Raw genomic sequence first — 13837 nt, forward strand, 5'->3', positions numbered from 1 at the left:
CGGTTTGTCAGGCGCAAGGTTTACCGGGTTCCGGGAAATTTTTGCAGAACCGCGCCTTTTTTGGAGAATGGGGCGTCACCATGAAGCGACATGCGAAGGCAGGGATTTAGGCGCAACCGTGTTCATGCAAAGGGAATGGATGGCAACGGACTCAGTCGGTCTAGCGGTCGGGACAACATTGCTGCCAGCGCTCTTGCGTAAAGGTCTCGAACACCACCTCTCCCTTGCAGCGCTTGCACACTACATGACGCCGGCGGCGTTCGGCGGTGGCGACCCAGCAGCCGTTGCGGCAGCTTACGATGTAACGTGGCGGCGCGAAGCGCAGACCATGGCAACGCTCCCCGCTGCCGCCAAGCCGTTTGGCCATGGCACGCCATACGGCATCGTGGTTGTGCCCGGGCCCGACCAGGGCGTGGGCGATTTCGTGCAGCAGGGTATCGAGAATTTCAGCCTCGGGGGCATTGCGCGCCAGATGCCGCGACAGGGTGATGGTCCTGCTGCCGTACCGGCAGCTGCCGGCGCGACGCGTGGCGTCGTCAAAAACAAAACGCCAGTTCTTCAGGCCGTGGCGCTGGAGCATCTCTCCAGCCTGCTGTTCGACAGCCTCCAGCCGCGAGACATCGTCCGAAGGGGTTGGTTGCGCCGCTCCTTCCGTTGCCTCGCGCGCCAGCAGCGCATAGCAAACGCGGTATTCGTCGCGGTTGTCGCACACCACCAGCGCCCGTTTGGGATTGAGCCGCGCAATACAGCCGGCGACGGTTTTCTCGCGGAACCGGAAACACACCCGGTCGCCGACCTGAAACTGCAGGGGGGAAACCGCGGGGACCGGAAGCTCAACAGGAGGAGGCTGCACCACGGGTGCCCGGGTAGGCGGCACCAGCTGTTCGTGGTCAAGCCGGTAAACGCGGCGGTCGTCGCCGAGGACATACACCTGCCGCCGATCGGCACGCGCCACGGTGCCGGAAAGTTCGCGGCCCTGATGCATGAAGCGGACGGTCTGCCCGAGCTGGAAGGGAGATCTGCCTGGTTGGGTCATTGACAAACTCCGGGGAAACGGGTGGATTCCGTGTCGGAGTCTGCCAGATTTCTTAAGCGAGGGCAAGACCTTGGCCCCGGCGCAAAAAAAATCCCCTCTGCCCAGGAGGGGAAAATCTCGCAGAAAAATCGAGAATGACAGAACAGCCTGAATCTCAGTAGAAAAAGGCAAAGCGAGCCTGAATCGACTTGGTCTCGACGCCGCTCTTGACCCCGAAGTCGTCCCGATACTGCAGCAGCAGCTGGTAATTGTCGCCGATATTGAAGGCGGAGGTGAACATCAGGGCATGATTGTCCTGATCGTCCTGCTGGTCGATGCCGTCGATTTCGGTTTCGCCGCCGTTGGCGTAGAAATAGCTCAGGCCGAGCCACCAGCGCTTGGTGACATCATAGCTCACGTGCACTTCGGCGCCGTAGAGCGGGTCCTGCTTTTTGGTAACCGTTTCCTCCCCATTCCAGCAGTCGTCGTTGTCGCCGAAAATCGTGACATTGCCGATCAGGTCGATGTAAAGCGGCCCGAAGCCCTTGACCAGGCCGATTTCATTCTTGAGCGCCCAGCGGTTGGCGCCAAGGTTCAGCGCCCGTTTCTTGCTGTATTCGCCGATAGGAATGGTGAAGTAGGGCGTATAGCCGAGCCACAGCTGTTTTTCCGGGTTGTTGACGAACCAGGTGGTCATGAGAAATACCGGGTCGGCGATGCCGGAACTGGATGTATCGTTGACCAGATCGCCATCGAGACTGGCTTCGCCGGCGATGATAAGGGCCTGCGGATCGACCACGAACGGCCCGAGATTGGTGTAGTACACCGGACGGAAGATGACGATATTCTGGCTGAGATTGAAATCGGTGGAAACGACCTGGTCATCGTTCTTGAGGCGGTGGCCGGTGATGTGCTGCAGGTAGGTGCAGAACAGCATACTGCCGGCCGGCAGCGGGATGTAGTCACGGGGATCGGCCGATCGGGCCAGATCCGGCACCAAAAAAGCGCTCAGCAGAACGCTGATGATCAACAATCTTTTCATGTCCCTGCCTCCTGGATGAAAATGAAATTCCGGGGGCGACCCCTGTCGCCCCCGAAGCACGGGTGATTACATGGCCGCCCGGTACAGGGCCATGATTTCATCGATGCTGATCAAGCGCGGATTGGTCAGACAGCAGACATCCTTCGAAGCGTTTTGCGCCAGAATCGGGATATCGTCTTCCTTGACACCCAGCTCACCCAGGCCGGCGGGAATGCCGACATCCGCCGACAGCCGCCGCATGGCCGCGATGGCCTTTTGGCCGGCATCCATGACGGACAGGCCGGTCACGTTCTCGCCCATGGCGACGGCGATGTCCCGGAACCGCTCGGGACAGGCGATGAGATTGTACTGTTCGACCACCGGCAGCAGCACGGCATTGCATACCCCGTGTGGCAGATTGTAAAAGCCGCCAAGCTGATGCGCCATGGCATGCACGTGGCCGATGAAGGCGTTGTTGAAGGCCATGCCGGCCAGGTATTCGGCAAAGGCCATGCCTTCGCGGGCTTCGAGGTCCTGGCCGTTGGCCACGGCCTTGCGCAGCCACTTGGCGATCAGTTCGATGGCCTGCAGACCGCAGGCGTCGGTGGCCGGAGTGGCCATGATCGAAACATAGGCCTCCACGGCGTGGGTCAGGGCGTCCATGCCCGTGGCGGCGGTCAATGCCGGGGGCAGACCGACCATGAGCAGGGGGTCGTTGATGGCGACCGTGGGAGTGATCTGGGCGCCGCCAATGGCCATCTTGACGTGGTTGTCGGTATTGGTGATGACGCAGAAAAAGGTCATCTCGCTGCCGGTGCCGGCCGTGGTGTTGATGGCGATCTTGGGCGGGGTCGGTTTGGCGATCTTGCCGACGCCCTCGTAATCGCGGATCGAGCCACCGTTGGTGGCCACCACGCCGATGGCCTTGGCGCAGTCATGGGAGCTGCCGCCGCCCAGGGATACGATCAGATCGCAGCCGTTGTCCCGGTAGACTTTGAGGCCGGCTTCCACATTTTTGTCGGTCGGGTTGGGTTCGGCACCATCGAACACGACCACCTGCAGACCGGCTTCTTCCAGGTTGGCCTGGATGTCGCCCGCCATGCCGAGCTTGACCAGCCCCTTGTCGGTGACCAGCAGGGCCTTTTTGCCGCCGGCCTTTTTCGCTTCGGCGCCGGCCTGTTTGGCGGCGCCTACGCCCAGCAGGCTGACCGTGGGAATATTGAAAACGAACGTCTGTTCTGCAAGAGCCCTCATATCTTCCTCTCTTTCCTGAAATCGCAACGGGAATATTTACATCGCCTTTTTGTACAACTCGATAATGTCTGCAACCTTCACAGTGCGGGGATTGAACAGGGTGCAGACGTCTTTCATGGCGTTTTCGGCCATGACGGGAATATCCTTTTCGGTCACGCCGATGGCGGCCAGACCTTTGGGAATACCGATGTCCCTGGACAGGCGACGGATAGCGGCGACGGCCTGTTCGGCCGCTTCCATGGTGGTGAGACCCTCGATGTTTTCGCCCAGAAGTTCGGCAACTTTGGCGTATTTTTCGGCGTTGGCGATAAGGTTGAATTCACATACCACCGGCAGGCAGATGGCGTTGCACACCCCGTGCGGCTTGCCCAGCAGACTGCCCGGCTGATGAGCCATGGAATGTACGATGCCCAGACCGGCGCTGTTGAAAGCCATGCCGGCCAGGTATTCGGCGTAGGCCATGGCGTCGCGCGCTTCCAGGTCGGTGCCATTGGCCACGGCCTTGCGCAGCCACTTGCCGATCAGTCTTATGGCCTGCATGGCCAGGCAGTCCGTGACCGGGTTGGACAGCAAGGTGGTGACATAGGCTTCCACGGCGTGGGTCAGGGCGTCCATGCCGGTGGCGGCGGTCAGCGATGATGGCAGACCGACCATCAGGCCCGGATCGTTGACAGCCACGTCGGCGGTCAGACGGGCATCGCAGAACACCATTTTGACCTTGGTGTCGGTGTTGGTGACCACCGCAAAGCGGGTCATCTCGCTGCCGGTACCGGCGGTGGTGTTGATGGCGATGTAGGGCGGCAGGTCGGCCTGCAGGGTATCGATGCCGGCCCAATCGCGGATGTCGCCGCCGCTGGTGGCCATGATGGCCATGCCCTTGCCGCAGTCGTGGGAGCTGCCGCCGCCCAGGGTGACGAGCAGGTCACAGCCGTTGTCCTGCCACACCTTGAGGCAGTCGCGCACGTTGAGATCGGTGGGATTCGGCTCGGCTCCGTCGAAGACGGTTACGCTCAGGCCGGCTTCCTCCAGGTAGCCCTTGATCTGGTCGGCGACCCCGATCCTGGCCAGACCGGCGTCGGTGACGATCAGGGCCTTGGTGCCGCCCAGCACCTTGGCCTGCTGACCAACCTGCTTGACCGCTCCCAGCCCCAGGAGACTGACCGTAGGCATATAGAATCCGTAAACCTTTTCTGCCATTGCTCCCATGATGCATTTCTCCTTCTGTTGTGTAACGGGTTAAAGAGAGCATGCGGACGGTGCCGGCATGCACATAACAACGAACCGCGGCTGCATCCTCCTCCACAAAGCCAACGGTGAATCCGCAACACACCAGAGCAGAGAACATACCAAGTATCGTAAACGGAAATTATGTTTTACTTTCAATATGTTGAATAAAATTCGCAGGCCTTGCGCAACCTTTTGGGGTGCAACGAATCCTGCAAATTTAGAACGATGTTTTTAGGGAATTGCCAGATGAAAACCAGAATAAAGCAGATTTGTCAGCGGCCAGCAAAGGGATGCGCAAGGGGATGCAAGAAAGATTGACAGAACAGAAAGATAAATTGAGGAACTATAATCCTCGGATAAAACGCCTTCTCAGCTTTATGCCGCAGCGATGCCACGGCACGGACTCACGACGAAATTCAACGCCCGTCAGGCGGCTCCTGACGTTTGAGGCGCTGGTTGAGAGCCTGCCGCGAGATCCCCAACAGGGTCGAGGCGACCCCTTGATTGCCTCTGGCCAGATCCATGGCGGCCATAATCAGCAGCCTGTCCATCTCCCTCAGGGTGGGAAACCGCCCGAACAGAGTGCGCAACCGTTCGGCGGCGGGCCGATCCCGATCCGGAGAGGGTAATTGCACGGTTTTTTCGCGGCAGATCACGCTTTTGAAGCTGTCCATGGACAGCACGCCGGACTGATGCCGGGCCACGGCATCATAAACCATGGCCTGCAGCTCCCGCACATTGCCCGGGAAGGCATAGCTGCCGAGCAAACGCGACAGTTCCGGATTGGAAACCGGCGGCTTCTTGTGAAATTCCCTGGCCGCCCTGGTGACGAAATAATCGAGCAGAACGGGGATGTCCTCGAGCCGCTCGCGCAGCGGCGGGATATGCACATGATGGGCGCAGAGCCGGTAATACAGGTCGCTGCGGAACTGCTCTTTGCTCATCATCTGCTGCAGATTCTTGTTGGTAGCCACCACCACGCGGGCGTCGCTCTTGCGCGGCACATCGGAACCGATGGGGTAGTACTCCCCCTCCTGCAACAGGCGCAGCAGTTTGACCTGAGAGGCTTCCCCGAGATCACCGATTTCGTCGAGAAACAGGGTGCCACCGGCAGCCTGGGATATCAGTCCTGCCCGCGGCCGGTCGGCGCCGGTAAACGCGCCGCGCTCGTGGCCGAACAGGGTATCGGAAAACAGGTTGTCATCCAACCCGGCGACATTGACGCATACCAGCTTGCCGGCAAGTCTGCTGAGCTGATGGATGGCGGTAGCGAACAGTTCCTTGCCAACACCGGTTTCGCCGGTTATGAGAATCGGCTGGCGGGAGCAGGCGATGACCTCCATGTAGCGGAAGATGGCGGTCATCTTCTTGCTGCAGGTAATGATCGGGGCGAACACTTCGGGGTGTTCGAGCTGATCCGAAAGCAGCTGTTCCTTGAGCAGATGCACTTCGTTGCGCAGGTTGCACAATTCCAGGATGCGCTGCACGCTGGTCACGAAGCGGGTTTTATCGACCGGTTTGACCAGATAATCGTGGGCGCCGCTCTTCATGCACTGCACCGCCAGCTCCAGTTCGTCGCTGGCGGTCATGATCAGCACCGGAATGTGGGGATATTTGCGGCAGATATCGATCAGCAATTCCTGGCCGGAAACATGGGGCATGAACAGGTCAAGTACGATGACACCGAAATTGCGTTTGGCCAGCAGGGGCATGACCAGACGGCTGTCATCGCAGGTCTCGACCTCGCGAATCCCGGCGCTGCGCAGAATGGTACGGGAACTGAAAAGGATGTTGGGCTCGTCGTCGACCAGCAGAACCGGGAGAGTGTCACAGCCAGGCACCATGGTATCCAGCCTCCTTGCGGTGGATGGCGACGGGCCTGAAGCTTAGCCCGCCGCATGGGTTGCACCGGGGCTGCGCCCGGCGACCAGGACATTCTACCCGCCGGGCGAAAATATTGCCAGACCTGCGTTAGCGCCGGACCGGAAGGCCGCTTACCCCAGGCTCTGCACGGCGGTCATCGCCACCGTACTGACAATGTCCTCCACCGTGCAGCCGCGGGACATGTCGTTGAACGGCCGCGCCAGACCCTGTACCATCAGCCCCGCCGCCTGGGCCCCGGCAATGCGCTCGGTCAGCTTGTAACCGATATTGCCGGCATTCAGATCGGGGAAAATGAGGGTATTGGCCCGGCCGGCAACCGGCGATCCCGGCGCTTTCTGGCTGGCGACCTGGGGGACGATGGCGGCATCCAGCTGCATTTCGCCGTCGATCAGCAGTTCCGGCGCCAGACTTCGGGCGATCTGGACCGCCTGCCGCACGCGGCGCACCTCCTCATGGTCGGCGCTGCCCATGGTGGAAAAGGACAGCATGGCCGCCCGCGCCTCCACCCCCAGCAGGCTGCGGCAGCTGCGCGCGGTGGTTACGGCGATTTCGGCCAGTGCCTGCGCATCGGGACGGGGATTGACCACGCAATCGGCGAATAGCAGGGTGCCGTTTTCACCGAGCTCCGGCCGGGGAGTCACCATCAGCATCACCGAAGAAACGGTACGGATGCCGGGGGCGGTGCCGACCACCTGCAAAGCCGCGCGCAGTACATCGCCGGTACTGTTAAAGGCTCCGGCCACCGCGCCGTCGGCATCTCCTTTGCGTACCATCATGGCCGCGAAGTGCAGTTGATCCAGGGCCAGCAACTGTTTGCAGGCTTCGCCGACGGTAAGCCCCTTGTGCTTGCGCAGATCCGCCAGTTCTTCAGCATAATCCTGCAGCAGGGCGCTGGCAGCCGGTGCCAGCAGCGTTACCCGGCTCAGATCCGCACCGACCGTCTCGGCCCGGTTCAGAAGAGACTCGGGGTCGCCGAGCAGCACGATGCGGGCCAGCCCTTCCCCGGCAATACGGCCGGCAGCCAGCAGCATACGGTCATCGTAACTTTCCGGCAACACGATGGTCTGCGGTTGGCGCCGCGCGTTTTGCTTGATCTGCGATATAACATCCATTGTCATCCCCCGATAACATCCGGTTTGGCCAGTCGCCTGCCACCAGGTCATGCCTTGGGTAAAGCAGCGACCGTGCCAGTCTGATAATTCTCAAAAACCCTCTATTTTTTAAAGCCTTACAACCACCAGCAAGCCATCCATGCTCCCTCAAGGGGCTGCAACGAAATATTCATGTGCAAAAAATATTGCACGAAACAGCGCTTGCAATCCCCTCAGCGCGGAGCATAAACTCGCGCAAATTCCTCGTTCCGCAACACGCGCAGGGCGCCCTGTGCAAGAGCGAGCATTTCGTCCTCGCCCGGATAGGCCCAGACGGTGGCGATCCACCCGACCCTTTCGCGGATCCATTCGACCAGTTCACTCCAGTGCGCCACCCCGCCGGTCAGCACGATGGCATCGACATCGCCGTTCAGCACGGTAGCCATGGCGCCGATTTCCTTGGCGATCTGGTAAGCCATGGCCCGGGCCACTGCCAGGGCTTGGCTATCTCCGGCGGCGATGCGGCGGCCTACCTCGATGGCCGAATTGGTCCCCAGATAGGAAACCAGGCCCCCTTGCCCGATGAGCTTTTTCTTGATTTCCGCCTTCGTACAGGTACCGCCGAAGCAAAGCTCGACCACATCGAGCAGCGGCAGGGTGCCGCTGCGCTCCGGGGAAAAGGGCCCGGCATCGAGAGCGCCGCTGACATCGACCATGCGGCCATGCCGATGGGCGGTGACGGAGACGCCCCCGCCGAGATGCGCGATGATCAGATTGAGTTCTGCGTAATCCGCAAAATGGTCGGCGGCGGCGCGACGGGCCACCGCCTTGATATTCAGGGCATGGCCAATGCTGTGCCGCTCGATACCGGCCAGGCCGGAATACCGGGCGATGTCGTCCATTTCGTCCACCGTCACCGGGTCGACGGTAAAGGCCGGCGCGCCGGCGAGACCGGCGATCTCCCTGGCAATCAGCACGCCCAGGTTGGAGGCGTGCTCACGGGGACCGATGGCCCGCATTTCCTCCAGCATGGATTGATTGACGGCGTAGGTACCGCTTTCGAGGGGACCGAAAAGGCCGCCCCGGCCGACGACGGCATCCAGCCCGTTCACAGCGACGCCGTGCTTTTCAAGCCAATGCAGCACCGAATCGCGCCGGAAGGAATACTGGTCCGGCACATGGGCGAAGGGCGCCAGGGCATCCGTGTCGTAGCGCAGGGTTTCCTGCAACAGCAGGGTGTCGTTTTCAAACAGGGCGACCTTGGTCGATGTGGATCCCGGATTGATGGCGAGAATCCGATAGTTGGCATGTGTCGACATGGCTTTATCCTTGGCAACCGGGTTGACATGAATACCTGGCAGGCAGCTTTTCCATCCGGATTTTCCGGAAGGTGAAGATGTACAATCAGCAAGCCCGATGCCAGTCCTGTGCGATGGTGCAACTATTCGTAATTTAATATAATTATATGGTTTAAAGCAGGATGTTCACGCCCCATGGGGATGCAACGCGGTGGCGGAGGCATACAAGAGAAGAGCGGTTGAGAAAGGCGGTCGTATCAGGATCGACCAGGGCCATGGAAAGGCTCTGCAATAGCAATAAATCTTGCAGGCATGGCCGCCATCCCGGACGTCACTTACGGCTGAGCCCAACCTGTATTTTTCTGCCAAAGCGCTTCGAACGTCTCTCTCTTGCCGGGCAGTTTCAAAGTACCGGTAGCGTCACCGTAACCGTGGTCCCGACTCCAACCGTCGATTCAAAATCGATGGTACCCTTGTGATCGTTGATGATGGCGTAGCAGATCGACAGACCCAGCCCGGTTCCGCCGGATTTGTGCCTGGTGGTGAAAAACGGATCGAGGATGCGGCCACGGATTTCCTCGGGGATGCCGATACCCTGATCGCGGATCCTGATCACCACGGCGCGGGGTGCCTGTTGCAGGGACGTCGAGAGGAAAACGCCGGACTGACGATCCGGAAGGGCCTGCAGGGCATTGATGAGCAGGTTGATGACAACCTGCTCGATCTTCTGGTAATGCCCCATGATCCGCGGCAGCCCCTCTTTCAGGTCACAGCTGAAATGATCGGTACTCTGCTTGATCTTGTTGGCCAGAATCACCAGCGCGGCGTTTATGACCCGGTTTATGTCGAAGGGGCGCCGCATCGCCTCATCGTCCTGGCGGGAAAAATCCTTGAGGCTGCTGACAATATTCTGAATGCGCCGGGAACCTTCAATGAGACTCCCCAGCAATTGGGGAATATCCCTGAGAGCCTCCCCGACGGGCAAACCACCGATGGTAAGATCGGGACGATGCTCGGCATGCTCCTGCAGGCTGCGGCGGATATCGGGCCAGGCCTCCTCCAGAAACTGGGCATTTGCCAGCAAATAATTGTTGGGATTGTTGATTTCGTGGGCGATCCCCGAGGCCAGGGTGCCAATGGCGGTCATCTTGTTGGCCTGGATCAGTTTGGCCTGCATCTCACTACGCTCCTTACGGATGCGCAGTTTTTCGGTGATATCGCGAAAGGTGCCGTAAAGATAGACCTGCCCCCTGGAGCGCAGCAGCCGGCCGCGAAACGCGGCCATTACCGTATTGCCGCGACGGTCCACGGTGCCCAGGGGGGAAATCTGGCTCCAGGGGGCATCATCGCGGCAGACACCCTGCTTGCCGGCGAGCTTTTGGGAAAATGAGGCCAGCACTGCCGGCTTCATGAGCAGTGCGAGGCCACCGGAGCGTAAATGCTCCTTTCCATAACCATAAAGCCTCACCGCCGCCGCATTGGCATCGAGAATCGACAGGCTGTGCGGATCGAGCAGGAACGCCGCATCTTCATTCTGTTCGAAAATCTGCCGGAAAAGCTCCTCGCTTTCCCGCAGGGCGACTTCGGTACGCTTGCGCTCGGTTATGTCGGCAAGGATGCCGACGGTCCCGATGATTCTGCCTTTTTGATCGTACAGGGGCGCGGTGGAAAAGCTGATATCCAGCAGGGTGCCGTCCTTGCGGCGGCGGCGGGTTTCCTGACCGTGAAATTTCTCGCCCCGGTTCATGCGGGCCAGGTTTTCCAGAAACTCGGATTCCTGCCCTTCGGGGACCAGACGGTAACGCTGGCCCAGCACCTCCTTTTCGGTCCAGCCGAACATCTGCTGGGCGGCGGGGTTCCAGAGCTCAATGCAGCCTTGCCGGTCCAGCACGAAAATTGCCAGCGGCGACGCCTGGATGGTCGCCTGCAGGGTCTGGTTGACTTCCCGCAGGGCGATCTCCGCCCGGCGCTGCTCGGTAATATCGCGACTGGCGAAAATCGAGCCGGTTACCCGCAACCCCGCCATGGTGCACTTGGCTACCGTTTCCAGCCAGATGTAATGCCCGTCCACATGGCGGTAGCGGAACTCTTCATGCACCCTTTTCTTTTCGGGCAGAGTGACCTGGAAAGCCTCCCGCATGCGTTCCATGTCGTCGGGATGCATCCAGTCCCACAAGCAGGTACCGACCAAACCTTCATAATCGAAGCCGAGCATTCCTCGATGGGAAGGGCTGAGGTAGGTGAAAATCCCGTCCGTATCGGCGGTGCTCACCAGGGCCGGCATGTTGTCGGTAATGCGCCGCAGTTGCTCTTCGTTGTGGCGCAGGGCTTGCTCCGTGTGAATGCGATCGGTGACGTCGCGGCTGGCGAACACCGCACCGTTGATGCGGTTCAGCTTGTCGGTGGTGCATTTGGCGATGGTTTCCAGCCAGATGTAGTGGCCATCGGCATGCCGGTAGCGAAACTCCGCACGCACGCTTTTCAGCGCCGGCAAAGTCACCTGAAAGGTGATCCGCATGCGCTCCAGATCGTCGGGATGCATCAGATCGTACAGCCAGGTGCCGACCAGTTTTTCCGGGACAACCCCCAAAACCGGGCCGTGAGACGGCGAAAGATACCGAAAAAACCCGTGTTCATCGGCTTCACTGACCAGATCGAGCATGTTGTCGGTGATGCGGTGCAACAGGTCCTGGCGTTCATGCAGCGCCGCTTCGGCCCGCCGGCGCTCGGTCACATCCCTGATGATGCCGAGAATTCCGGCCGTGTTGTCCTCCAGTCGCAACGGTGCAATCTGAATGATGACCTCGCGGCGGCGGCCTTCATAACTGACGATGCTGGTTTCGTACTGATGACAGGGGATCTTTTCCCGAAGCAGGAGGGTGTCGTTGTGGCGGTTGACATGAGCGATGGGGGGTAAAAATAAATCCCTGTCGGTTTTGCCGACGATCTGTTTATATTCCAGACCAAGCAAGCGCTCGAAGGCGGCATTGCATCGCTGATAGGTGCCATCGGCGTATTTGAAGAAAACCGGATCCGGTGCCAGACGAATGAGTTCATCGAACAATTGCTGCCCGCCCGGGCTGCTGGCAGTGCCGTCAAGTGAAGGTTGACAACCTTTTTCTGCGGGGCCTTGCGGATTTCTGGACCGGACCATGGTCAACTCCATGTCTTGTTAAAACACCCGACCGACGCGCTCCCCGCCAGGGGGGATGGCCTGTCTGAAACGATGACGATTCCATGATAGAGTAAACCCGATAAGCAACTGAAGTAAAAAATCAGGCTTTCACAGGCCATTGCAAGCATATAATGAACTTGCCTGAAGCCCCTGGGCTGGTTATGCTTTACCTACATCGTTCAACCGATCCGGGATACACAACCAACGGAAAATAATTTATGAACCTCTATTTTCGCCTGATCTGGATGATCCTGCGGGTATGGTTTCTTCGCCGCAAAACGGCCCTTACGGAAACCTTCCGCCGGCCCTTCCGCGCCTTGCCGACGGACTGCGATATCAACCTGCACCTGACCAACGGCCGCTATTTCAGCCTGCTCGACATCGCCCGGATCGAACATCTGGCGCGCATGAAGATGATCGGACCGCTGCTGAAACGACGTTGGCTGCCGGTGCTCAATGCCACGGAAATCACCTTTATCCGGCCTGTCGCTCCATTGTCCAGATTTGACATCGCGACCCGCATCATCACCTGGGATGACAAATATCTCTATATGGAGCAACGGTTTGAAACACCCGGCACCCTGCACGCCGTATCCCTGGCGCGGGCCGCCTTTGTCTGCCGGGGAGAGCTGGTGCCTCCGGCGATGGTGGCGCAACTGGCCGGCCACACCGGGGAAGCCCCGCCCCGCCCCGACATCGTGGGCGGCTGGCACGCGCTGCTGAAAGATAAAAAAGAGCACTTCTCCGCAAGCGCGGCTTCCGGTAAACAAGCACGATGACCTTCACCCCACCACAAGGAGGAAAAGCGAATGAAACAGATGGATCAGGGCAGTTGGAACCCTTACGTCGCGGGGGCGCTGACCGGTGTCGTCAGTGTTCTTTCGGTATGGGTGGCGGGAAAGTACTTTGGTGCCTCGACAACCTTCGTCCGCGCCGCCGGCATGATCGAGAAGCTGTTTATGCCTGAACGGGTTGAGAACACGGCGTATTTCATCAAGACAGCACCTGTCGTCGACTGGCAGTGGATGTTCGTTGTCGGCATTTTCATCGGCGCCCTGATTGCGGCGCTCAGTTCCGGCTCCTTCCGTCTGCAGGCGGTACCGGACATGTGGGCCGCGCACTTCGGCGCCAGAAGCGGCGGCAAGCGTGCCGCTGTCGCCTTTATCGGCGGCGCGATCCTGATGTTCGGGGCCCGCATGGCCGGCGGCTGTCCAAGCGGACATGGCCTGAGCGGCACCATGCAACTGGCAGTGAGTGGCTACATCTCTCTGGTCTGTTTTTTCATTGGCGGGCTGTTTACGGCCAGACAGATCTTCAAAGGAGGTGGCAAGTCATGAAAACCCTTATCATCGGCCTGATAACCGGTATTCTGTTTGGCTTCCTGCTGCAAAAAGGGCGGGTGCTGCGCTACGACAAGCAGCTTGGCGCCCTGCGGCTGCAGGATATGACCATCGTCAAGTTCATGCTGTCCACCGTCATCGTCGGCATGGTCGGCATTCACCTGCTTAACGATTTCGGCCTGGTAGCCTTCAACATCAAGGGCGCCGTGCTGGGCGCCAACATCATTGGCGGCCTGATCTTCGGCATCGGCTGGGGGATGGTCGGCTATTGTCCCGGCACCTCGCTGGGGGCCCTGGGCGAAGGCCGCTGGGATGCCCTGTGGGGCATTCTCGGCATGCTGGCCGGCGCCGGACTTTACGCCGAAGCCTACCCTGCCATGAAAAAAACCGTCCTGAGCTGGGGCGACCTGGGTAAGATCACCCTTGCCGATGTAACCGGCATCCATCCCTGGGTCATTATCGTGGTGCTGGCGCTCGGCGCGCTGGCCCTGTTCCGCTGGTTCGAAAAAAAGGGCCTGTAACCCCCGCCCGT

The 13837-nt window shown here is 59.9% G+C and carries 11 protein-coding genes; 3 read left to right on the plus strand and 8 right to left on the minus strand.

Annotation, left to right across the window (positions count from 1 at the left end; translation table 11 throughout):
- Positions 1 to 160: 160 nt before the first annotated feature.
- The 8 genes from A6070_RS15840 to A6070_RS15220 form a co-directional block, all read right to left on the minus strand.
- The gene (locus A6070_RS15840; protein WP_083558537.1) at positions 161 to 1036 is read right to left on the minus strand and encodes a SprT family zinc-dependent metalloprotease; all 876 of its coding nucleotides are present in this window, start codon (positions 1034 to 1036) and stop codon (positions 161 to 163) included.
- 154 nt (positions 1037 to 1190) lie between these two features.
- Positions 1191 to 2057 carry a transporter gene (locus tag A6070_RS14100; RefSeq protein ID WP_072286358.1) on the minus strand — a complete coding sequence of 289 codons (867 nt, stop codon included), beginning with the start codon at positions 2055 to 2057 and terminating at the stop codon, positions 1191 to 1193.
- A gap of 66 nt (positions 2058 to 2123) precedes the next feature.
- Positions 2124 to 3290 carry an iron-containing alcohol dehydrogenase gene (locus A6070_RS14105; RefSeq protein ID WP_072286359.1) on the minus strand — a complete coding sequence of 389 codons (1167 nt, stop codon included), beginning with the start codon at positions 3288 to 3290 and terminating at the stop codon, positions 2124 to 2126.
- A 36-nt stretch (positions 3291 to 3326) separates the two neighbouring features.
- A complete protein-coding gene (locus A6070_RS14110) occupies positions 3327 to 4496 on the minus strand; it encodes an iron-containing alcohol dehydrogenase (protein WP_072286360.1) in 1170 nt (389 codons plus the stop codon).
- 437 nt (positions 4497 to 4933) lie between these two features.
- Positions 4934 to 6361, minus strand: a complete 1428-nt coding sequence (locus A6070_RS14115; protein ID WP_072286361.1) for a sigma-54-dependent transcriptional regulator — start codon at positions 6359 to 6361, stop codon at positions 4934 to 4936.
- Between the two features lie 150 nt (positions 6362 to 6511).
- Positions 6512 to 7513 carry a phosphate acetyltransferase gene (pta, locus tag A6070_RS14120; protein ID WP_072286362.1) on the minus strand — a complete coding sequence of 334 codons (1002 nt, stop codon included), beginning with the start codon at positions 7511 to 7513 and terminating at the stop codon, positions 6512 to 6514.
- A 212-nt stretch (positions 7514 to 7725) separates the two neighbouring features.
- Complete coding sequence (gene buk / locus A6070_RS14125; RefSeq protein ID WP_072286363.1) at positions 7726 to 8811, minus strand: butyrate kinase; 1086 nt, start codon at positions 8809 to 8811, stop codon at positions 7726 to 7728.
- Positions 8812 to 9193: 382 nt separating this feature from the next.
- The gene (locus A6070_RS15220; RefSeq protein WP_158513986.1) at positions 9194 to 11944 is read right to left on the minus strand and encodes a PAS domain-containing sensor histidine kinase; all 2751 of its coding nucleotides are present in this window, start codon (positions 11942 to 11944) and stop codon (positions 9194 to 9196) included.
- Between the two features lie 239 nt (positions 11945 to 12183).
- Here A6070_RS15220 and A6070_RS14150 point away from each other — a divergent pair, with 239 nt between their 5' ends.
- The 3 genes from A6070_RS14150 to A6070_RS14160 are packed head-to-tail and all read left to right on the plus strand — an operon-like array spanning position 12184 to position 13826.
- Entirely contained in the window at positions 12184 to 12744 is a 561-nt protein-coding gene (locus tag A6070_RS14150) for a thioesterase family protein (RefSeq protein ID WP_072286364.1), read from the plus strand.
- A 30-nt stretch (positions 12745 to 12774) separates the two neighbouring features.
- Positions 12775 to 13302, plus strand: a complete 528-nt coding sequence (locus A6070_RS14155) for a YeeE/YedE thiosulfate transporter family protein (protein ID WP_072286365.1) — start codon at positions 12775 to 12777, stop codon at positions 13300 to 13302.
- Positions 13299 to 13826: a DUF6691 family protein gene (locus A6070_RS14160; protein ID WP_072286366.1), complete on the plus strand. Its 528-nt coding sequence runs from the start codon at positions 13299 to 13301 to the stop codon at positions 13824 to 13826. The genes A6070_RS14155 and A6070_RS14160 overlap by 4 nt, the downstream gene beginning before the upstream one ends.
- Positions 13827 to 13837 lie beyond the last annotated feature (11 nt).

It is taken from the genome of Syntrophotalea acetylenica (assembly GCF_001888165.1).
GTDB lineage: Bacteria > Desulfobacterota > Desulfuromonadia > Desulfuromonadales > Syntrophotaleaceae > Syntrophotalea > Syntrophotalea acetylenica.

Coding starts and splice junctions, on each gene's coding strand:
- A6070_RS15840 (WP_083558537.1), bottom strand. CDS start 1,036: ATGACCCAACCAGGCAGATCTCCCTTCCAGCTCGGGCAGACCGTCCGC.
- A6070_RS14100 (WP_072286358.1), bottom strand. CDS start 2,057: ATGAAAAGATTGTTGATCATCAGCGTTCTGCTGAGCGCTTTTTTGGTG.
- A6070_RS14105 (WP_072286359.1), bottom strand. CDS start 3,290: ATGAGGGCTCTTGCAGAACAGACGTTCGTTTTCAATATTCCCACGGTC.
- A6070_RS14110 (WP_072286360.1), bottom strand. CDS start 4,496: ATGGGAGCAATGGCAGAAAAGGTTTACGGATTCTATATGCCTACGGTC.
- A6070_RS14115 (WP_072286361.1), bottom strand. CDS start 6,361: ATGGTGCCTGGCTGTGACACTCTCCCGGTTCTGCTGGTCGACGACGAG.
- pta (WP_072286362.1), bottom strand. CDS start 7,513: ATGGATGTTATATCGCAGATCAAGCAAAACGCGCGGCGCCAACCGCAG.
- buk (WP_072286363.1), bottom strand. CDS start 8,811: ATGTCGACACATGCCAACTATCGGATTCTCGCCATCAATCCGGGATCC.
- A6070_RS15220 (WP_158513986.1), bottom strand. CDS start 11,944: ATGGTCCGGTCCAGAAATCCGCAAGGCCCCGCAGAAAAAGGTTGTCAA.
- A6070_RS14150 (WP_072286364.1), top strand. CDS start 12,184: ATGAACCTCTATTTTCGCCTGATCTGGATGATCCTGCGGGTATGGTTT.
- A6070_RS14155 (WP_072286365.1), top strand. CDS start 12,775: ATGAAACAGATGGATCAGGGCAGTTGGAACCCTTACGTCGCGGGGGCG.
- A6070_RS14160 (WP_072286366.1), top strand. CDS start 13,299: ATGAAAACCCTTATCATCGGCCTGATAACCGGTATTCTGTTTGGCTTC.